This is a genomic window from Cytobacillus sp. FSL W8-0315, from assembly GCF_038002905.1.
Classification (GTDB): Bacteria; Bacillota; Bacilli; order Bacillales; family Cytobacillaceae; genus Cytobacillus; species Cytobacillus pseudoceanisediminis.
In genome coordinates, this window is the sequence record NZ_JBBOOC010000001.1 from 1,962,181 (window position 1) to 1,982,181 (window position 20,001).

General features: G+C 40.4%; 20 protein-coding genes and 1 pseudogene. 15 read left to right on the forward strand and 6 right to left on the reverse strand.

The window, feature by feature from the left end; genetic code table 11:
* Positions 1-37: 37 nt before the first annotated feature.
* Complete coding sequence (locus tag MKY20_RS09915) at positions 38-613, reverse strand: 5' nucleotidase, NT5C type (RefSeq protein ID WP_019382846.1); 576 nt, start codon at positions 611-613, stop codon at positions 38-40.
* A gap of 386 nt (positions 614-999) precedes the next feature.
* Here MKY20_RS09915 and MKY20_RS09920 point away from each other — a divergent pair, with 386 nt between their 5' ends.
* Complete coding sequence (locus MKY20_RS09920) at positions 1,000-1,359, forward strand: hypothetical protein (RefSeq protein ID WP_157380206.1); 360 nt, start codon at positions 1,000-1,002, stop codon at positions 1,357-1,359.
* 75 nt (positions 1,360-1,434) lie between these two features.
* Here MKY20_RS09920 and ispG read toward each other — a convergent pair whose 3' ends face one another.
* From ispG to MKY20_RS09935, 3 genes are all read right to left on the reverse strand, one after another.
* Positions 1,435-2,547: a flavodoxin-dependent (E)-4-hydroxy-3-methylbut-2-enyl-diphosphate synthase gene (ispG, locus tag MKY20_RS09925; protein ID WP_251175152.1), complete on the reverse strand. Its 1,113-nt coding sequence runs from the start codon at positions 2,545-2,547 to the stop codon at positions 1,435-1,437.
* A 118-nt stretch (positions 2,548-2,665) separates the two neighbouring features.
* A complete protein-coding gene (locus tag MKY20_RS09930) occupies positions 2,666-2,992 on the reverse strand; it encodes a hypothetical protein (RefSeq protein ID WP_217026192.1) in 327 nt (108 codons plus the stop codon).
* Positions 2,993-3,153: 161 nt separating this feature from the next.
* Positions 3,154-3,924, reverse strand: a complete 771-nt coding sequence (locus tag MKY20_RS09935) for a DUF1189 domain-containing protein (RefSeq protein WP_251175143.1) — start codon at positions 3,922-3,924, stop codon at positions 3,154-3,156.
* A 233-nt stretch (positions 3,925-4,157) separates the two neighbouring features.
* Between MKY20_RS09935 and MKY20_RS09940 the strand changes: the two genes are divergently transcribed.
* The 10 genes and pseudogenes from MKY20_RS09940 (at position 4,158) to phoU (ending at position 15,670) form a co-directional block, all read left to right on the forward strand.
* Positions 4,158-5,789, forward strand: coding sequence for a Na/Pi cotransporter family protein (locus MKY20_RS09940; RefSeq protein WP_009332969.1), 1,632 nt, complete (start codon positions 4,158-4,160; stop codon positions 5,787-5,789).
* A gap of 152 nt (positions 5,790-5,941) precedes the next feature.
* Positions 5,942-6,423, forward strand: a pseudogene (locus MKY20_RS09945) (DUF456 domain-containing protein).
* A gap of 210 nt (positions 6,424-6,633) precedes the next feature.
* Positions 6,634-7,242 carry a superoxide dismutase gene (locus MKY20_RS09950; RefSeq protein ID WP_009332967.1) on the forward strand — a complete coding sequence of 203 codons (609 nt, stop codon included), beginning with the start codon at positions 6,634-6,636 and terminating at the stop codon, positions 7,240-7,242.
* A 141-nt stretch (positions 7,243-7,383) separates the two neighbouring features.
* Entirely contained in the window at positions 7,384-8,601 is a 1,218-nt protein-coding gene (locus MKY20_RS09955; RefSeq protein WP_009332966.1) for an MFS transporter, read from the forward strand.
* Between the two features lie 133 nt (positions 8,602-8,734).
* Complete coding sequence (locus MKY20_RS09960) at positions 8,735-10,915, forward strand: peptidoglycan D,D-transpeptidase FtsI family protein (protein ID WP_019380399.1); 2,181 nt, start codon at positions 8,735-8,737, stop codon at positions 10,913-10,915.
* A 238-nt stretch (positions 10,916-11,153) separates the two neighbouring features.
* On the forward strand, positions 11,154-12,122 hold the full coding sequence (locus tag MKY20_RS09965) for a PstS family phosphate ABC transporter substrate-binding protein (protein ID WP_009332964.1): 969 nt from the start codon (positions 11,154-11,156) through the stop codon (positions 12,120-12,122).
* A 133-nt stretch (positions 12,123-12,255) separates the two neighbouring features.
* A complete protein-coding gene (gene pstC, locus MKY20_RS09970; protein ID WP_009332963.1) occupies positions 12,256-13,212 on the forward strand; it encodes a phosphate ABC transporter permease subunit PstC in 957 nt (318 codons plus the stop codon).
* A gap of 1 nt (position 13,213) precedes the next feature.
* Positions 13,214-14,098 (forward strand): phosphate ABC transporter permease PstA, encoded by an 885-nt coding sequence (gene pstA, locus MKY20_RS09975; RefSeq protein WP_009332962.1) that lies wholly within the window; start codon positions 13,214-13,216, stop codon positions 14,096-14,098.
* 18 nt (positions 14,099-14,116) lie between these two features.
* A complete protein-coding gene (pstB, locus tag MKY20_RS09980) occupies positions 14,117-14,944 on the forward strand; it encodes a phosphate ABC transporter ATP-binding protein PstB (RefSeq protein ID WP_009332961.1) in 828 nt (275 codons plus the stop codon).
* A 66-nt stretch (positions 14,945-15,010) separates the two neighbouring features.
* Complete coding sequence (gene phoU / locus MKY20_RS09985) at positions 15,011-15,670, forward strand: phosphate signaling complex protein PhoU (protein WP_026041601.1); 660 nt, start codon at positions 15,011-15,013, stop codon at positions 15,668-15,670.
* A gap of 69 nt (positions 15,671-15,739) precedes the next feature.
* Here phoU and MKY20_RS09990 read toward each other — a convergent pair whose 3' ends face one another.
* Positions 15,740-16,225, reverse strand: coding sequence for an endolytic transglycosylase MltG (locus MKY20_RS09990; protein ID WP_251175146.1), 486 nt, complete (start codon positions 16,223-16,225; stop codon positions 15,740-15,742).
* Positions 16,218-16,610 carry a hypothetical protein gene (locus tag MKY20_RS09995; RefSeq protein ID WP_226280633.1) on the reverse strand — a complete coding sequence of 131 codons (393 nt, stop codon included), beginning with the start codon at positions 16,608-16,610 and terminating at the stop codon, positions 16,218-16,220. Before MKY20_RS09995 ends, MKY20_RS09990 begins: the two co-directional genes overlap by 8 nt.
* A 324-nt stretch (positions 16,611-16,934) precedes the next feature.
* Between MKY20_RS09995 and MKY20_RS10000 the strand changes: the two genes are divergently transcribed.
* From MKY20_RS10000 to rpmG, 4 genes are all read left to right on the forward strand, one after another.
* On the forward strand, positions 16,935-17,594 hold the full coding sequence (locus MKY20_RS10000; RefSeq protein ID WP_251175147.1) for a DUF4912 domain-containing protein: 660 nt from the start codon (positions 16,935-16,937) through the stop codon (positions 17,592-17,594).
* On the forward strand, positions 17,572-18,807 hold the full coding sequence (locus MKY20_RS10005) for a glycosyltransferase family 4 protein (RefSeq protein WP_251175148.1): 1,236 nt from the start codon (positions 17,572-17,574) through the stop codon (positions 18,805-18,807). Before MKY20_RS10000 ends, MKY20_RS10005 begins: the two co-directional genes overlap by 23 nt.
* Positions 18,808-19,037: 230 nt before the next feature.
* A complete protein-coding gene (locus tag MKY20_RS10010) occupies positions 19,038-19,679 on the forward strand; it encodes a hypothetical protein (RefSeq protein WP_009332955.1) in 642 nt (213 codons plus the stop codon).
* 77 nt (positions 19,680-19,756) lie between these two features.
* A complete protein-coding gene (gene rpmG, locus MKY20_RS10015; protein WP_009332954.1) occupies positions 19,757-19,906 on the forward strand; it encodes a 50S ribosomal protein L33 in 150 nt (49 codons plus the stop codon).
* The last annotated feature ends 95 nt before the right edge of the window (positions 19,907-20,001 follow it).

Consider the following 20,001-nt stretch of genomic DNA (forward strand, 5'->3'; position numbering starts at 1 on the left):
GTGGCGGTTTTTAGTTTGAGTTCATCTGATCAAGGCGCTACCGCTTTTGTTCCTGCAGCCAGTCTTCCACCCATGCATATGCTTCCTTCCAGCTTCTTACTCTAATGACGCCATTGGGAAGGGGTTCCTGGTTATAGGGTGTATCGAATAAGATGACAGGAATTCCACATGCCTCATGAATCATAACTGCATTATCATGTTTGTCTTCAAAAAATATATCCACTTCATATTTTTTTGCTGCTTCGATTTTATCATGGCTCCCGATCAGTTCAATATGATCGAACTCCAATGTGTTCTCTAGAAACCATTCCTCTGTTATTTGCTGAAGGTGAGAACCCCTGGCACTTATAAAATACAATTCATGCTTGCGTTTCCAGTTGGTCAAAGCTTCCTTTGCGCCTTTTGCAATGGGTGATTCTTTGTATATAATGGGCTCATTTTCATAAAACCAATCTGCAAATTGTTCTTCTGAAATCGTCACCAAAGGTGTTAAATCATATTGCTTAATATCATTTAAAGTAATATTCAGATTAAATGCTTCATTTAAATACGGAACCATGGCTTCAGGGCGCGTAACCGTTCCGTCTATATCAATGCCAAAACGCTTCTTCATCATTATGATCTCCTTTAATGCATATATCCCTTATCTTAACAAAAGTCCCGGCCTTGAAAAAGAGTGTTGCCTGAACAGGTATGAAAGTTAAACATTTACATCTTAAAAAGGGCTTATATCGCAAACACTATAAATGCTCCATTAAGCAATACTTTTTAGTAACACAGCAAAGGAAGCGAGGGATCATGATGGCAGACCAAGAGCGCAGTAATGAAGAGTATGACCTTCGATACAGTGAGCGGATTGGCGAAGCAGATCCAGATTATTCTGAAGAAGCTGCTGCAGAAATAGCAGCTCCAGGTATCTACGGCAGATCGCTGGATCGGGATGAGGAAAACGAAACAGCTGCAGTCCATGAAGATTATTCTGAAGAAGCTGCTGCAGAAATAGCAGCTCCAGGTGTCTACGGCAGATCGCTGGATCGGGATGAGGAAAACGAAACAGCTGCAATTCATGCAGATTATTCTGAGGAAACCTCTGCCGAAATAGCAGCGCCTGGTGTCTATAATAGATCAGCGAACAGGGATGAAGAAAATGAAACAGTTGCAGCCGGCAGAGGAGTCGGATATGCTGCCCTGGCACTTTCCATTTTATCTTTGTTTGTGCTGCCGGTTCTTTTTGGAGCAACAGGAATTGTCCTTGGTTTTATCGCACGCCGCAGGGGTTCAGAAAGCCTTGGGGGCTGGGCGATTGCAATAGGGGCTATATCCATTATTGTCGGTATGTTTATTCTGCCGTTTTTTTAGAAAAAGAAAAAAAGCCTGGCTCCCAAAATTATTTGGTGCCAGGCTTTTTCTATTTCGGAAAGGGACAATATTGCCTTACGGCAGCAGGCTTTCTGCCTGTGCTTTTTCCTCTTCCTGTTTGGCAAAATACTCTGCAGCGATTTTGTCGATTTCAATCTTAAGTTCTTCAACCATTGTCTCTTCTGGAACTTTCCTTACAATCTGGCCTTTACGGAAAAGAAGCCCTTCACCGCGGGCACCTGCAATGCCGATATCAGCTTCCCTGGCTTCACCAGGCCCGTTAACGGCACAGCCCAATACAGCAACTTTAATTGGCGCTTTAATTTTTTGAATATAGTCTTCCACTTCATTTGCAATGCTGATTAAGTCAATCTCGATCCTTCCGCATGTTGGACAGGAAATTAAAGTTGCTGCATTGGAGGATAATCCAAACACTTTAAGAAGTTCACGGGCAACCTTTACTTCTTCCACGGGATCTGCGCTAAGTGAAATTCTTAACGTATTTCCAATTCCTTTGCTTAAGATTGCACCAAGTCCAGCGGCACTTTTTACAGTACCTGCAAAAAGTGTGCCTGATTCTGTTATACCTAAATGGAGAGGGTAGTCAAATGCTTGTGCTGCTTTCTCATAAGCCTCAATGGCCAAATTAACATCGGATGCTTTCATAGAAACGATGATGTCATGGAAATCAAGGTCTTCTAAAATTTTGATATGATGCAGGGCGCTTTCAACCATACCATCTGCAGTAGGATATCCATATTTCTCAAGGATTCTTTTTTCAAGAGAACCTGCATTTACACCAATGCGGATAGGGATGCCTTTTTCTTTTGCAGCCTTGACCACTGCTTCCACTTTTTCACGTTTACCAATATTTCCAGGATTAATTCGGATTTTATCTGCTCCGCCTTCGATTGCCTTCAATGCTAGCTTGTAGTCAAAGTGGATATCAACAACAAGCGGTATGTTAATTTGTCTTTTAATATCTGCTATGGCATTTGCAGCTCTTTCATCCGGGCAGGCAACACGCACGATTTGACATCCTGCTTCTTCCAGCCTTTTAATTTCAGCTACAGTCGCTTCAACGTCATGTGTTTTCGTAGTGGTCATACTCTGGATGAACAGCTCATTGCTTCCGCCAATTGTTAATGGCCCAACTTTAACAGGCCTTGTTTTAGTGCGATGTATAATTTCACTCAATGGAGATTCGCTCCTTTTTATCTTTTCATATAACAGCTGAGATGTATGCTGTTAGAGAAGGTTCCACTTTATTGTATCAATGAACCGCTGAAATTGACAAGAATGATGATTAGTTGTCCTGAGTATATTTTGGAAATTTATAGGTCGTCCCTGATTTAATGTCTTCAGGCTGCATTCCATTGTTTAATTCCGAGAAGTCTGACACAACCTGGTCTATGGCTACAGGAATGGGACCATCAAGGTTTAGTTCTATAATTGATAGAACTGTTTCTCCAGGATTGACCTTTTTTTCAAAATAGGGTTCACCTGTTTCTGTGGGGAGGGAACTTGCCTCCAATGCTTGCTTTTGTCCAGCGGGCAGTGTGCCATGATTAAGGTCATAAAAGATTACATATATAACTAGGATTGAAAGCAATACTCCCCCAAGCTTCTTCATACTGGCCAAACCCCCTTGTTTACCCAATATGTATGCTTGTCCAAATATGATTAGACCAAAAAAAGTCCTCAATTTGTATTATTCTGCATTAATAACTGCTTTATTTATAAAATTACTCCTCTTTTTAATTGCAAAAATAAAAACGCGCCATTGGCACGTTTTTATTTAGAGTTATGAGATGGGACTTCCTTTATGGACAAGAGGAGGATGATAAGAGAAACAAACCAGTTAATAATCGCTCCGTTTTGCACTGCTGTCTGCAGGGCTGTCATGATAGTAAAGAAAATGGCTGGCAAAGTAATGCTGTAAGCAGACATGCGCCATAAATGACGATACTCCAATTTCTTGGCAAGAGCTTTTTTAATAAGCAGACCTGCAAGTGCTAACAGGGAGATCTCGATAAATCGAATGCCCGCTGCAAAAATATAAATGACAATCGCTATTAAGGGAATAATAATCGGCATAAGGGATTCTGCAGATGCAAGGAAGTCTGATAAGTCATTTTTTGTTAGTGTGCCGCTTGTCAGTAATGTATATGGATATGTCTGTTCCTGTCCTTCAGCAAGTATGTAGACTTCATTTTTTAATAAGGCAATCGTATTGCCGCTTTCGGATAAAACAGAAGGGTCTACTGCTCCTGTCGAATCAACAATGATTGTAAAGTTATTTTTATTGAGGGTTACAGGTACTTCCTCCTCTGTGTGAAGCTGTCCTTCTGCAATTTCAAAATCCGGTAAATTACTGTCAATTGTTTCATCAATAGCATTTAAACCATTAATGATTGCCGAACCGGAATAAAACAAGGTTGGCAGTGCTGATAGCAGGGTAAGGAAAAACACATACAAAATAGTCTTTCCTATGCCCTGACGACGAAATAAAGCGATATCTTTAGGAGAAAACAAGCTTTTATAAAACTGAAGAAAAATATTCATTTGGACACACCCTTTTTGAGATTCACTATTATATTTTAGCCAAATATCCAGATGTTACAAGTAAACGCGTTTGCAAGGCTTTTTGGAGTTTGTAACAAAAATGTAATATAAGCATGTAATGTTAAGGAATTGTAAATTTAGTCCGCAACAGGTTTACATTTCTATAGGTTTCCATTAATAATTGTATGGGGTTTGATGAATCATGTCGAATAAACAGTTATAGGGGTTGGATAATGGTGGAACTTAATGTTCAGCAAATGCTTTTTGAGTTTTTGGGCGGGCTTGGTATTTTCCTTTATGGAATCAAGTTCATGGGTGATGGGCTCCAAAAATCAGCTGGTGACCGGCTGAGGGATTTATTAGATCGCTTTACTACAAATCCAATCATGGGTGTATTGGCGGGTGTTCTTGTCACCATTCTTATACAGAGCAGCTCTGCAACCACTGTTATTACAGTTGGATTAGTATCTGCCGGATTCATGACATTGCGCCAGGCAATAGGTGTTATTATGGGAGCAAATATCGGGACAACGGTAACTGCTTTCATCATCGGAATAGATATCGGGGAATACGCTTTGCCGATCATTGCTTTAGGCTCTATTCTATTGTTTTTCTTTAAAAGCAAAAAAGTTCACAATGCCGGTCAGATTGTATTTGGCTTTGGTGCATTATTCTATGGACTTGAATTAATGAGCGGGGGAATGAAGCCTCTTCGTACATTGGAAGCTTTTCATGACTTGACCGTAAGCATGAGTTCAAATCCAATTCTAGGTGTGGTTGTCGGAACAGTGTTTACTGTTATTGTTCAGAGCTCAAGTGCCACAATCGGTATTCTCCAAGGGCTGTTTTCTGAAGAGCTGATAAACCTGGATGCAGCATTGCCTGTTCTGTTTGGAGACAATATTGGAACGACCATCACAGCTGTTTTAGCCGCTATTGGAGCATCTGTTGCTGCAAGAAGAGCTGCAGCCGTGCATGTATTGTTTAACTTAATTGGTACTACTATCTTCTTGATTTTATTAAAGCCGTTTACATTATTGATTGAAACACTGCAGGGGAAAATGGATTTAAATCCTGAAATGACCATTGCCTTTGCGCATGGAATTTTTAATAGTACTAATACACTTATTCAACTGCCATTTGTAGCCGTGCTGGCATGGATTGTAACGAAGCTTATTCCGGGAGAAGATGCGGTTGCTGAATATAAAGCAAAACATTTGGATCCTGTTTTTATAGAACAATCCCCTTCGATTGCTCTTGGACAAGCTAAAGAGGAAGTGCTTCGCATGGGGGCATTCTCTTTACGGGGACTTGAAGAAACGGTTCAATATTTGAAAACCGGCAATCAAAAACATTCCGAAAGTGCATACCAGTTAGAGGACGCGATCAATAATCTTGACCGCAAAATTACGGATTATCTGATTAAGTTATCTACAAGCTCACTTTCAGCACATGAGTCGAACGAGCATACCGTGCTGATGGATACAGTAAGAGATATTGAGCGTATCGGTGATCATTTCGAAAATGTAATAGAATTGATTGATTATAAACAGGCAAATAAAGTGTCCATTACCGATTCAGCTATGGCTGATTTAGAACAAATGTTCAAATTGACCATTTCTACTGTAAAAGAAGCTCTTCAGGCACTGGACCACAATGATAAAATTGCTGCAGAGCATGTTGTAAAAAAAGAAGAAGAGATAGACAAGATGGAACGAAAGCTTCGCAAACAGCATATTCTTCGCCTGAATGAAGGAGTCTGCTCTGGCCAGGCGGGCATTGTATATGTAGACATTGTCAGCAACCTTGAGCGTATCGGCGATCACGCGGTGAATATTGCTGAAGCTGTTTTAGGAGAAGAATAAATGGTAAAATAAGCAAGGGGAAATCCCTTGCTTATTTATTTTAAAATAAATAATGTAGAAATTTTGAAGTTAGAAAAATGTCTAGCGCAAGCAGCCTGCCCCCTCGAGGTGTGGGCAATGCGCTTTCATGTTTTCTAGAAAGGGTGCTGATCATGGAGATAATTTATTGGACGCTGATCATTCTGTTATTTATTATCGCTTTTGCGGGCTTGGTTTTTCCGATTATTCCAAGTGTGCTGTTTTTGCTTGGCGGTTTTATCCTGTATGGAATTCTTTTTTCTTTCGAACCTTTTAACTGGCTATTCTGGACGATTCAGGTGCTTTTTGTCCTGCTGCTATTTGGTGCAGACTACGTAGCAAATATGATTGGGGTAAAAAAGTATGGCGGATCAAAAGCGGGTGTCTGGGAAGTACAATCGGCCTGCTGGCAGGTCCATTTGTCATCCCTGTATTAGGAATTTTAATTGGGCCTTTTTTGGGAGCGGTCATTGCTGAACTCGCAGTAAATAAGGCCAGCTTCAATGATGCATTGAAGATCGGTTTCGGATCTGTAATCGGTTTTGTCAGCAGTGCAGCAGCCAAAGCGGTGATACAAGGGGTAATGATTACTTATTTTCTAATTGTGGTCCTTTGATGACCCGCTCGGGTGATTTGAATTTAATGGAATAATAAAAACAAATTAGGATATTGTATATATGTAGTAAAGCATTTTGTTTGAAACAAAAAACCAACTTTGGTAATCTTAAACTAAAGACCTTAGAAATATTCTAAAATCAGAATTTTATAAATGATTGGAGTGTTTCAGGGGGCTTAATAAAACAGATACATAGGGAGGAATTTTATTATGGCATTCGAATTACCGCAATTACCTTACGCTTATGATGCATTGGAGCCAAACATCGACAAAGAAACGATGAATATTCATCATACAAAGCATCACAATACTTATGTAACAAACCTTAACAATGCTTTAGAAGGAAACGAAGAGCTTCTTTCTAAAACTGTTGAAGAAGTAGTTTCTAACCTGGATGCCGTACCTGAAGCTGTTCGCACTGCAGTACGCAACAACGGCGGCGGCCATGCAAACCATTCTCTATTCTGGCAGATCATTTCTCCAAATGGCGGCGGTGAGCCTACAGGTGAATTAGCAGACGCTATCAGCAGCAAATTCGGAAGCTATGACAGCTTCAAAGAAGAATTTGCTAAAGCAGCAACAACTCGCTTCGGTTCTGGCTGGGCTTGGCTGGCAGTAAACAATGGCGAATTGGAAGTTACAAGCACCCCTAACCAGGATTCTCCTTTAATGGAAGGTAAGACACCAATCCTTGGGCTTGATGTTTGGGAGCATGCTTATTACTTAAAATATCAAAACCGCCGTCCTGAATACATCAATTCTTTCTGGAATGTTGTTAACTGGGATGAGGTTTCTAAGCGTTACAGCGCTGCAAAGTAATAAATGAAACAGCACGGCAGATTACATCTGCCGTGTTTTTTTGCTCCAAATTCCGGAGGCTTTCCCCTAATTTCTAAATCATTGCATAACCGCACTGTCTTTGTAGGAGACTACCCTTAGAACCAAAGGGGAGTTTTTTTTATGAGCAGATTTAAAAAACTGATCGGTGATGTCGATTTAACCAAAGACTTAACATTGCTTTTATTTATAGGGGGGCTTTATTCTTTAAGTGCTGCCCTTTCAAACACATTTGTTAATATTTATCTCTGGAAGCAGTCTGGTGAGTTCAGCGATCTGGCTTTATATAACCTGGCCATAGTGGTGCTTCAGCCTTTGACGTTTATCCTGGCAGGGAGATGGGCGAAAAAAATTGACCGTGTCATTGTGCTGAGAATCGGCGTGATTTTTTTGGCTCTATTTTATCTGACAGTGCTTTTCATTGGAACGAATGCCTCTAAATTTCTATTGCTTCTCGGGGCTCTGCTGGGAGTCGGGTATGGGTTCTACTGGCTTGCATTCAATGTACTCACTTTTGAAATTACTGAGCCGGAGAATCGCGATTTCTTTAATGGATTCCTTGGAATACTAACATCCGTTGGGGGTATGATTGGACCGATAGCAGCGGGTTTCATTATTTCAAGGATGGAAAAGTTCACGGGCTATTCCGTTATCTTCGGCATCTCCCTGACACTTTTTTCAATAGCGGTATTTTTAAGCTTTTTTCTAAAAAGGCGGCCAGCTGACGGAAGGTATTTATTTGGAAGAATCCTTGCAGAACGAAAAAACAGCATGAACTGGCGTATGATTACAAATGCCCACTTTTTCCAGGGGCTCAGAGAGGGAACCTTTATCTTTGTCATATCAGTATATGTTTTTATTTCAACTGGCAGTGAACTGGCTCTTGGTACATACGGATTGGTCAACTCAAGTATATCTTTTTTGGGGTATTTTCTTGTATCAAGACTTTTAAAGAAGGAATATCGCAAAAGGGCCATTCTTATTGGCGGGTTATTACTGTATGGTGCCATCTTCTTTATCGTTTTTGAGGTTACGTATCAAAAGCTGCTGATGTATGCAGCCACTATTGCTATAGCGTATCCTCTCCTGCTTGTGCCATATATCTCATTAACATATGATGTCATTGGCAGAGGCTGGAAGGCTGCAGAGATGAGAATTGAGTATATCGTAGTAAGGGAAATCTTCTTAAATGCAGGACGTATAGTATCCATTTTAGGTTTTTTAGCTGCCGTATCTTTTTTCAATGAAGAAAAAAGCATCCCTATTCTTCTCTTAATCATTGGGGCCGGGCATTCGGTCATATATTTATTCGTCAGGAAAATACAATTTCAGTCTGCATGAGAGAGAGGAAAATTCTCTCTCTTTTTTTTACCAGTAAAAATATCTCTGTCGAAAAAGGGTTCTTTATAGTATTTATTGTTATTTTCTTTTAGAATGGGGTTATGAGAATTTTTTAAAGGAAGTGTGCGTAATTTTGAATAGGAAGAAAAAGAAGAAGACCCATGTTCCTTTCCGTCTGAATATGCTCTTCTTTGCTGTGTTCTTATTGTTTTCCATGCTGATCCTCAGGCTTGGAATGGTTCAGATAGTTTATGGTGATGATTATAAGCGGGAGATTGAAAGAACGGAAGATGTTACAGTCAACAGCCCGGTGCCGAGAGGAAAGATGTTTGACAGAAATGGCCAGGTGATTGTTGATAATACGCCGCAAAATGCCATCACATTTACTAATAATGGATACAAGCAGGACGAAATGCTTGAGGTGGCAGAAAGGCTGGCCAAGCTAATACACAAAGATACTGAAAAAGTTCAGGAACGAGATAAGAAGGATTACTGGATTATGAAAAATCCTGAAGAGGCTGAAAAAAAGATCTCTAAAAAAGACAAAGAGAAGCTTGAAAAAAAGTATGAAGGCGACCAGAAAGAATTGGACAAAGCCATCTATCAGCTCACATTGGATCGAATTACAGAAGATGAATTAAGCGAATTGACAAAAGATGACCTTGAAGTACTTGCCATCTACAGAGAGTTTACAAGCGGATATGCATTAACACCGCAAATTGTCAAAAATAAAGAAGTCACTCCTGAGGAATTCGCGGTTGTCAGCGAAAATCTTCAAATACTTCAGGGAGTTGATACAACAACCGACTGGGAAAGGTATTATGCCTTCGGAGATACATTAAAATCAGTGCTGGGTAATGTGACAAGCTCTGATGAAGGGCTGCCGGCTGAACAGCTTGAATACTATATGGCCCGTGATTACAGCCGTAACGACCGTGTAGGAAAGAGTTATATTGAGATGCAATACGAAGAAGTGCTTCACGGCCAAAAGGCAAAAGTGAAAAATGTTACAGATAAAGCCGGCAATGTCCTTGAAACGGTACCCATCACTGATGGACAAAGAGGAAAGGACCTTGTGCTTAGCATTGATATGGATCTTCAGAAGGAAGTAGAGAAAATCATTGAAGAGGAACTGCGTGAAGCTAAGGCATCAGCAGGGACAGGATTATTGGACAGAGCATACGTTGTGCTGATGGATCCTCATACCGGAGAGGTTCTTTCAATGGCCGGCAAAAAGATTGTGAAGGATAAAGAGACAGGAAAATCTGTCATGCAGGACGATGCATTGGGCAACATCACTACTACTTATAATGTAGGTTCTGCTGTGAAGGGTGCTACAATTCTTACCGGATATAAGACGGGCGCCATTAACCCCGGAACCGTTTTTTACGACCGGCCTTTAAAAATTAAAGGAACACCTGTAAAAAAATCCTGGAGAAATTTTGGTGCTTTGAATGATATTAATGCGCTGAAATTTTCTTCCAACGTTTATATGTTTGAAACTGTCATCAATATAGGCGGCGGGAAATATGAGTATGAGCAGCCATTGCGGATAAATGAAAAAGCTTTTAGCACTGTAAGGGATTCCTTCGCTCAATTCGGACTTGGGGTCCGGACAGGAATTGATCTGCCGAATGAGCAAACAGGCTTTAAAGGGATGAGTACATTGCCTGGTTTCATGCTTGACCTTTCGATTGGCCAGTATGATACTTATTCCAATATGCAGCTTGCCCAATATGTTTCGGTCATTGCCAATGGCGGAAATAGGATGGAGCCTCATATAGTAAAGGAAATCCGCGAGCCATTGATGGAAAATAATGAACTTGGACCTATTGTCCAGGAAATGGAGCCGAAAGTCCTTAATCGGGTAGAGCTTGAAGCTGGCTGGATGGACCGTGTCCAGGAAGGCTTCCGCAGAGTCATGCAGGAAAAAGGCGGAACAGCTTACGGTTTGTTTGGCAGTAAGGACTATAAGCCGGCCGGAAAAACCGGAACTGCCGAGGCATTTTATGATGGACCGGAACGCAGCAAGTTTGGCAAAGAGCCGCCTGAAGTCATGAACCTAAGTCTTGTAAGCTATGCTCCGTCTGAAAATCCTGAGGTAGCTATGGCGGTATTAGTTCCATGGGCTTACCAGGGAAGCGTGGATCACGGAGCCAATAAAGAAATTGGAGAGCGTGTCCTTGATGCTTATTTTGATCTTAAAAAGGAACGGCATAAAAAGGGCGATGATAGTGAAGAATCTGTTCAAAAAGTGGAAAATATAGATGAAGTACTTGAAGGGCAGGAAGATGCCCGCAAAGAAGATGAATGAGTTTTGATAAACTGTCTCCTTATAAAAAGGGAGGCAGTTTTTCTTTTTCCTGAATATGAATTGCAAGCAGGCAATGACGGAAAGATAAATTAATGTTATACCTCTTATTCGACATATTTACACAAGAATCGTCCACATTTACAAAAGCTTTACAATCAGTTAAAACCGCGTTAACAGTAAACCCTTATTCTAATACTCGTAGGACAAAACAACCAATTTTCTTAGGGGGAATTCAGGAATGAAACGTCTTAAAAAAATGAGCCTTTTACTAATGCTGGCGGCTGTAATGGCATTCACTGCAGCTTGCGGAGGCGGAGATACAAATGAAGGTGCAAGCGGAAATGGCGAAAAAAGTGAAGAGCTGGAAGGCAGTGTAGTAATAGATGGTTCTGGGACTGTTTATCCATTTATGGCACGCATGGCTGAAAACTATATGGGAGAACAGGAAAATGTCTCTGTAGAAGTTAGCCGCTCCGGAACTTCAGCTGGCTTCAAGAAATTCCTTGCAGAAGACGGAACAGATTTTAACGATGCTTCCCGCCAAATTAAAGATGAAGAGAAAGCTTCTGCTGAAGATCTTGGCATTGATGTACAGGAAATGAAGGTTGCTTTGGATGGCATCACGATTGTCATCAATAAGGAAAATGACTGGGCTACAGAACTTACACAGCAAGAAGTTGTTGATATCTTCCTTGCAAGTGCAGGAAAGAAAAAATGGTCAGATGTTCGCCCTGAATTCCCGGATGAAGAAATTCAGACATATGGCCCAAATGAAAACCACGGCACTTACGAATTTATGTTTGAGAATATTCTCGAAGAACAGGATCTTCCTGAAAATATCAACTTGCAGCAGGACTACTCAACTTTAGTGGATCTTGTCTCTAAAGATAAAAATGCCATCGGATTCTTTGGCTATGGTTACTATGACAGCAACAAAGATAAATTGACTGCAGTAAAAGTAGACTTTGGAAGCGGACCTGTTGAACCATCATTAGATACAATCAAAGAAGACGGAGATTATGCTCCATTTACACGCCCGGTATTCACATACTTGAATACAAATATGGCTAAAGAAAAACCGCAAGTGCTTGATTATGCTATTTATACAATGGAAAATGCACAGGATGTTGCAGCAGAAACTGGATTTGCTCCATTATCAGATGAAGATATCCAGGCTTCTCTAGATGCTTTGAACGGATTGAAGTAAGTGATTGAAAGTATTGTCATGGGAAGATGAGAAGTTTGCCTTCTCATCTTCTTGTGATGTTACTAGTTTTTTCCTTTGTAGTATGAGCTAAAGAGTACTTCTTTGGATGAGAAGGCTGAAAGGGGTTTTACACTTGGCAAAAAGTGCTGTTCAACACGATAACAAAAAGCTGAATGTACGTGAAATCATTCAGCAAAAGAAAAAATCACGAAGTGTTAATAATTACACTGAAAAATTAATACCAAAGATCTTATTTGGCATAGCCGCAATCTCGGTTTTTACGACTATTGGAATTGTACTTACCTTAATTACGGAAACAATCGCCTTTTTTAAAGACGTTCCTTTTATAGATTTCTTTACAGGCACTGAATTAAAGCCTTTAGGAGAAAATGCTGTCTTTGGTGTTCTTCCCTTACTGACGGGAACAATCATTTCCACACTAATCGCCATGCTTGTTGCGATTCCAGTGGGACTGATGACAGCGATATTTTTAAGTGAATACGCATCTGAAAAAACAAGAAAGGCATTAAAGCCTCTTCTTGAAATCCTGGCAGGTATCCCTACTATTGTCTATGGATTTTTTGCTTTTACATTTGTAACACCTTTACTGAGATCCTTTATTCCAGGACTTGAACCTACGAATATTTTGAGTCCAGGGATTGTAATGGGAATTATGATTATTCCGATGGTAGCATCACTTTCAGAAGATGCGATGAGTTCTGTGCCAAATGCAATGAGGGAAGGTGCCCTTGCATTAGGTGCTACTAAGCTTGAAGTAACCTGGAAAGTAGTTGTTCCGGCAGCTATTTCAGGTATCATTGCTTCTTTTGTGCTCGGTATATCAAGAGCAATCGGGGAAACAATGATCGTAACGATTGCAAGCGGAAGTTCAAAGAACTTTACATTTGACGTAACACAGTCCATGCAGACCATGACTGCTTATATCGTGGAAGTTACAGGAGGGGAAGCGGCAGCTGGAACAACATTATATTATAGTCTTTATGCTGTTGCTATGACATTGTTTGTGTTTACGCTGATTATGAACCTGCTCGCTCAGTATATCTCTCGCAAGTTCAGGGAGGAATATTAATATGAAATATGTGGATTCAGAACAAGTGCATAAAAAGATGGGCAGCCGCCTGCTAGCCAATAACCTTGCTAAAACACTCTTCTTTATGGCCACTTTATTTGGCCTTGTCGTATTAATTGTTTTGATCTATCGGGTTCTTGCTGATGGTTTAGGCTGGATCAACATGGATTTTCTGATGAATCGTTTATCGACGGATCCTGAAAGAGCCGGTATCTGGGGAGCAATAACAGGAACACTATGGCTGATGCTTGTTGTTGCACCTGTCACGATGATTTTAGGAGTAGGCACAGCAATTTATCTTGAAGAATATGCAGCCAAGGGACGCATTTCTTCATTTATTAAAACGAATATCTCCAACCTGGCGGGCGTTCCGTCAGTTGTTTTTGGAATCCTTGGTTTAACTGTTTTTGCAAGAGCATTGGATTTAGGTTCTGTAGTTCTCGCAGGAGGTCTTACGATGGCACTGCTGGTTCTTCCTGTTGTAGTAGTTGCCAGCCAGGAAGCTATTCGTGCAGTTCCTCAATTCTTAAGAGAAGCCTCTTATGGTATGGGAGCGACAAAGTGGCAGACTATTAAAAATGTGGTCCTTCCCGCAGCTCTGCCGGGAATTCTTACGGGTGTCATTCTTGCACTGTCCCGGGCAATCGGGGAAACTGCGCCATTGGTTGTTATCGGTATTCCGGCATTGTTAATTCCCGTTCCTGATGGAATTTTTGATAAATTTACGATTTTGCCGGTTCAGATTTACTATTGGACAATTGACTCTGCCCTTGTAGCGGAATATGCCAACCTGGCAGCTGCAACTATCGTTATATTATTGATTGTATTGTTTGCGATGAATTCAATCGCTATTTTGATCCGCAATAAATTCCAAAAAAGATTTTAGTCCGGGAGGTTTAATAAAATGCCTGTAGTTACAGAAAAAGCCAATCTGAATACTAAAACAGCTAATCTAAGCCAAAAAGCAAAAGAGAATAAAAAAGTTGTTTATCATACAAAAGATCTTAACCTTTGGTACGGGGAAGGCCATGCGTTAAAAAATATAAATCTGGCCATTAATGAAAATGAAGTAACGGCCATTATCGGTCCATCCGGATGTGGAAAGTCCACATATATCAAAACCCTGAACCGCATGGTCGAGCTTGTTCCTTCTGTGAAGATTTCCGGTGAAATTTTATACCGCGAGCGCAATATTCTTGATAAATCATTTAAAGTGGAGGATTTAAGAACAAGTGTAGGAATGGTTTTCCAAAAGCCTAATCCATTTCCAAAGTCCATTTATGAAAATGTGGCATATGGACCGAAAATACACGGAATCCGTGATAAAAAAATCCTGGATGAAATTGTTGAAAAAAGCTTAAGGGGAGCTGCAATCTGGGATGAAGTAAAAGATCGCCTGAACCAGAATGCGTACGGCTTATCAGGCGGGCAGCAGCAGCGTCTTTGCATTGCACGCTGTCTTGCAATTGAACCGGATGTCATTTTAATGGATGAGCCTACTTCTGCACTTGACCCCATTTCCACTTTAAAGGTAGAGGAGCTAGTGCAGGAGCTTAAGGAAGAATTCAGCATCATTATTGTTACGCATAATATGCAGCAGGCAGCCCGTATTTCTGATAAAACAGCCTTCTTTTTAAATGGTGAAGTAATCGAGTTTGCCGAAACTGATAAGATTTTCTCCACTCCTTCAGATAAGCGGACTGAAGATTATATCACAGGAAGATTCGGCTAATTATTGTGTGCAGGTTTAATGAAAGAATATAATCCATACTTGAATGGATGAAGGGGGATTACCATGATGGCAGTACGTGAAAGGTTTGAATATGATCTGCAGGAGCTTCAAAAGAAACTGATTGAAATTGGCAATTTTGCAGTAGAGGCCCTGCATAGATCGGTTGAAGCGCTTGAAACACAAAATATAGAATTGGCTCTTGAAATCATTGATGACGATAATCAGGCTGATATTTTATATGAGGAAATAAATGATTTAGCCATTCTGCTAATTGCCAAACAGCAGCCTGTGGCCATTGACCTTCGCCGCATCATTGTCGCTATAAAAATCGCAACAGACATTGAACGGATTGCTGACTTTGGAGTGAATATAGCGAAGTCTACCATACGCATTGGGTCAGAACCTCTTATTAAGCCGATTGAACATATAAAAGAAATGTACGAAATCTCTACAGAAATGCTGCGTCTATCCCTGGAGGCTTTCACTGAAGAAGATATTGCAAAGGCAAAAAAAGTTGCCGATATGGATGATCAGGTAGATGACCTATATGGTGAAACAATTAAAGAGCTGCTGCAGATCAACCTGCAGAAACCGGAATATCTCCCTCAGATCACTCAGCTTTCTTTTGTTTGCCGATATTTAGAAAGAGCAGCTGATCATGTAACCAATATCTCAGAACATATTTTTTACCTGGTTAAAGGACGTCAATATGATTTGAATAATTAAATTAGGAAAGCTTAAGCGCCTTGCACGCTAATGCTGGACAGTAAAAAAGCTAAAAGGATTCAGCTCCTTTTAGCTTTTTGTTATGATTTTTGCGATTTCTTTATAGCTCATATCAGCGGTCAGTTTAAATGTGCCCAGCTGTATTTTTTTGCTGAACCCGTATTCTTCAAGGTAAATGCCGAAATTTGCTGCCTGATCGATTACATTCGCCTCTTCAAGCTGTGCTGCGATTTCCCCAGGCGTCATGCCGCTCTCAATTGTAAGCTGATAGACTTCCTGTGAACCTTCTTGCGGCTCGGTATCTTTCTCAGCAGGTTCTTCTTTATCTTCCGTATTCTTATTTGCTGGATCCTCGGATTTAGTCTGCTGCAATAGAGTATATTCTTCCTCTGTTAAAACAGTATAGCCGTTTGCCTGAAGAAATTCTTTCGCACTGCTTACATCAATTTTTCTATTTTCAGACTGATTCGGCTTTATGAAAAAATAGGGTGTACTGAAGGCTATGACAGCTGTAAGGATGCCAAATGCAAATGCCCGGGTATTTCTTTTATTCATAGCCATGACCTCTAAATTTCATTTCTGTTTGAATGGTTCTTACTTCATCAGGAGAGAGTGATGATTGTCTTGCAATTTGCTCTACTGACAATCCTTGCCTGGTAAGCAGCATCACCTGATTTTTTATAATTTCATGAACTTCCCTTTTCACTAAGGAATGAGCAGAGGACTCTGCAGGGACTTGCTGAATAAATGGTTCTTCACCCACCAGCAGTTCTTCTTCCAATACTTTTAATTTCTTTTTAATCTGATACATTTCCTGAATCTGCTGCATGGACATTTGGTCCATTTCTTCGCGCAGCTCTTTATAAGGATCTTTCAAGAACACTGAAAGAATAAATAGCCCTATAGACAAGATCAATAATGCCAGCATGATTGATTCCAAAAAAAGTCACCTCATATTCATTGAACAGAAATATTTTACCATCAAAAATGACAAATTTCGATATGCAATCCATAAACAGGTGAAAATTAAAGATTTTTGTCGCTGGAACTCTGTCGAAATAGCTTCCCGGCATACTTTAGAAATTTTTTTCTTATTCATTTTCAAGCAGGCATGTGCATTCGCAGGAAGCGACAATTTCCGTTCATTGTAGGCTATCCATATCAGTGATAACATTGGGTTATATAAATAGTCATAAAATTTTGCCTTTCGTCATATATATTCCTTTTTTATTTGCTTATGAAAAAAATCCAAGAGGTGCCGGGTATGATCGATGAAATTATTAAGCTTCGCCGCAGAGGGCTTTCATTTCGCAAAATTGCCAGTGAGCTTGATACAACTGTAGGAAAAGTGCAATATCAGTGGACCAAACTTATCCAAAATAAAGCAAAACGCGACAGCGAGGAATCTGCCGTGAATAATATGACAGCTGAAGAAAATGACGTTCCTAAACAAACGAAAGATCAATTGATATTAACACGCTTAACATTTGATAAGGTAAAAGTATTATGGAAATTATCTAATCATAAAGAGGAAATGGCTTCACTTTACTTGGAAGAGCCTGTCTCTTCCAGGAGAAAATCTTTAAGAATATATGATGTTACCGGGATTTATTTTGATGGGGCCAATGCGGTCGCTGATCATGAAGTAATCCTGTCCCATCAATCAGAATGGATCTTCAAAGGGCTCAAACCTGGCAAGGTGTATTGTGTAGAGCTGGGCATAAAATTGACGGAAACTCATTTTTTCCCATTGCTTCGCTCAGAAGCAATTCATACTTCTGAGGAAATGCCTTATCAAACATCGGGAATAGGCGAAGCTGAGAGGCAGCCTGCTGAATGGACTGTGAATGTGAGTACATACACTTATTATGAATCAATGAGTGAAGGGGAGAAGGTAAAGAATGATGGAAACGGTAACTGCTGAGCGAAATAAAAATACCTGCCATAAAGGTATGCCTAAGATCCTTCTTCTTTCGTGGGAATATCCTCCACATGTTGTAGGCGGCTTATCAAGACATGTGCATGGACTTGCAGGAGGCTTGAAACAGGATTATGAGGTCCATGTTCTGACAGCTAATCCGGGCGATCTTTCCAGCTCTGAACTTAAAGATGGTATCTATATACACCGAGTCAAACCCCTTAATGAAAAAGATCCTAACTTTTTGCATTGGATATTAGGATTGAATTTGGCGATGGAGCAAAAAGCCAATGAACTGACATCTTTCCACCACTTCGAGCTCATCCACGCACATGACTGGCTTGTAGGTGCATGCGGCCTGTCACTAAAGGAAAGGTTACAGTGTCCTTTAATCACGACCATACATGCAACCGAATATGGAAGGAATAATGGGATTTACACAGAATTGCAGAAGTTTATCCATAGAAAAGAAGAGCAGCTGATACTAGGGTCAGATCAGGTTATTGTCTGCAGTGAATATATGAAGGAAGAAGTACTTCAGCAATTTGCTGTCGAAAGCGAGAAAATGTCTGTTATCGCAAATGGAATCAGCAAGGAACCCCAGCTTGATGACCCTGATTCTTTATTGGAGGGGCTGCAGGTGAAAAAAGGAGGCAGGCTGATATTTTCCATTGGGAGGATGGTCAGGGAAAAAGGGTTTGATACCTTGATCGAGGCAGCGCCTATTATTAAAGAAAAGTACCCGGAAACTTATATGATTATAGCCGGCAAAGGTCCTATGCTTGAAGCCCACAGAAAAAAAGCGAAAGAACTGAATGTTGACGATGTAATTCGTTTTCCGGGATTTATTAATGATATGCAAAGAGTAGCCCTCTTTCTAAAGTGCGAGTTCGCTGTTTTTCCAAGTCATTATGAGCCATTTGGCATTGTTGCCCTTGAAGCAATGATTGCAGGAAAACCGGCGATAGTATCTAATACTGGCGGGCTAAAGGGAATAGTAAAACATGGATTTTCCGGCTTGTTTATGACCCCTGGAGATCCTGGCAGTTTCGCAGAGCAGGCGTCCGCTCTCCTTGAAGATCCAAAAGCAGCCCTTACAATTGGCAGACAAGGTCAAAAGGTCGCAGAAAGCCTATTCAGCTGGGGACGCATTTCGGAGGAAACAAAAAGAGTATTCCAAGAAACCCTAATCAGCCAGAAGCTTGAAGACCTTGTTTAAAGCTTTTGCAGTATTAGCAGGCTGAAAATTTTTAAGCACTGAGTTGATTGTAGCGGAGGGCACTTGACTCCTGCTCAGAGGAGAGGGAGCGGGAGACCCCGCAGGCGAAGCCGAGCAGGCTCTCGTTCCTCCCCGCGGAAAGCATGTGACTGTAGCGGAAATCAACGGGTAAAATATGACAAACCTTTTATTAAAATTCTTAAAAAATATAAAGAAAAAGGTGCATGAAGATGAATACATTAAATTGGATTCAATCTGATGTTTATGAAGAAATGGAGAAAGCGCCGATCGGGAAATTGAAAATGATTCCGGGTTTATGGATAGACGGGAAAACTTACTGGATGGAGAATGGCAGTAATGAGATATTTCCTGATGAAAATATTTCTGTTCAAATTAAGACAGAAAAAATACATTCTAAAATTTCATATTTTAAAAGCTATATCACTAACCATGTGGACGAGCCCAGAAAGATTAAGCTCTTATTGCAGCACAGACATGAGTATTCTTCCCGTGAACATCTCTCCTTCATTTCTCCCGCAGAAAATGTCATCTTTCATTTGGCTGATTCCAAGCTGTTTTTGGTCAATGGCCAGCTAAACGGCAAAAAAATGAAAGAGTGTACGATTCAGCCTTACTGGAACGTATACAGTGACCAAATTTGGAACTGCAGAAAGAAAGGGACTTTAAAGTATCATCCTATGGTCCAGGGAAATGCAATAAGCGTCTTCTCGCTTAATGCAGTATTCAATGGCAGAGGGACAATAGAAGGGGAATCATGGATTATTAACGGGGTCAGCAAATCAGAAATCCTTCGGTATAACAACCTGCTGATAGGCAGGGTTAAAGAGGGCACTTTTAAAAAAACGTACTAGCATTTCGAATTAAAAAGTGATATTATAGAAAAGTCGTATGAACGAACTAGTTTGAACATAGTTTGGAGGGAAATTACATGCGTGTAAACATTACGTTAGCTTGCACAGAATGTGGAGATCGTAACTATATTTCTAAAAAAAATAAACGAAATAATCCAGATCGTCTTGAGCTTAAAAAATATTGCCCAAGAGATAAGCGTTCGACTACACATCGTGAAACAAAATAAGCGGTAGGATCATTCCTACTGCTTTTTTTGTTGACTTTTTTTATGGGTATACTTCCCTTTTCTGGATAAATCATTGAGGGGATTTGCAGATGTCA

What these genes read in the sequence shown, in the direction of transcription:
- rpmG (WP_009332954.1), top strand. Translation starts at nt 19,757, where the DNA reads ATGCGTGTAAACATTACGTTAGCTTGCACAGAATGTGGAGATCGTAAC.
- MKY20_RS09935 (WP_251175143.1), bottom strand. Translation starts at nt 3,924, where the DNA reads ATGAATATTTTTCTTCAGTTTTATAAAAGCTTGTTTTCTCCTAAAGAT.
- MKY20_RS09990 (WP_251175146.1), bottom strand. Translation starts at nt 16,225, where the DNA reads ATGAATAAAAGAAATACCCGGGCATTTGCATTTGGCATCCTTACAGCT.
- MKY20_RS10000 (WP_251175147.1), top strand. Translation starts at nt 16,935, where the DNA reads ATGATCGATGAAATTATTAAGCTTCGCCGCAGAGGGCTTTCATTTCGC.
- MKY20_RS09915 (WP_019382846.1), bottom strand. Translation starts at nt 613, where the DNA reads ATGAAGAAGCGTTTTGGCATTGATATAGACGGAACGGTTACGCGCCCT.
- pstB (WP_009332961.1), top strand. Translation starts at nt 14,117, where the DNA reads ATGCCTGTAGTTACAGAAAAAGCCAATCTGAATACTAAAACAGCTAAT.
- MKY20_RS10010 (WP_009332955.1), top strand. Translation starts at nt 19,038, where the DNA reads ATGAATACATTAAATTGGATTCAATCTGATGTTTATGAAGAAATGGAG.
- MKY20_RS09940 (WP_009332969.1), top strand. Translation starts at nt 4,158, where the DNA reads ATGGTGGAACTTAATGTTCAGCAAATGCTTTTTGAGTTTTTGGGCGGG.
- MKY20_RS09965 (WP_009332964.1), top strand. Translation starts at nt 11,154, where the DNA reads ATGAAACGTCTTAAAAAAATGAGCCTTTTACTAATGCTGGCGGCTGTA.
- phoU (WP_026041601.1), top strand. Translation starts at nt 15,011, where the DNA reads ATGGCAGTACGTGAAAGGTTTGAATATGATCTGCAGGAGCTTCAAAAG.
- MKY20_RS09950 (WP_009332967.1), top strand. Translation starts at nt 6,634, where the DNA reads ATGGCATTCGAATTACCGCAATTACCTTACGCTTATGATGCATTGGAG.
- MKY20_RS09930 (WP_217026192.1), bottom strand. Translation starts at nt 2,992, where the DNA reads ATGAAGAAGCTTGGGGGAGTATTGCTTTCAATCCTAGTTATATATGTA.
- pstA (WP_009332962.1), top strand. Translation starts at nt 13,214, where the DNA reads ATGAAATATGTGGATTCAGAACAAGTGCATAAAAAGATGGGCAGCCGC.
- MKY20_RS10005 (WP_251175148.1), top strand. Translation starts at nt 17,572, where the DNA reads ATGATGGAAACGGTAACTGCTGAGCGAAATAAAAATACCTGCCATAAA.
- MKY20_RS09955 (WP_009332966.1), top strand. Translation starts at nt 7,384, where the DNA reads ATGAGCAGATTTAAAAAACTGATCGGTGATGTCGATTTAACCAAAGAC.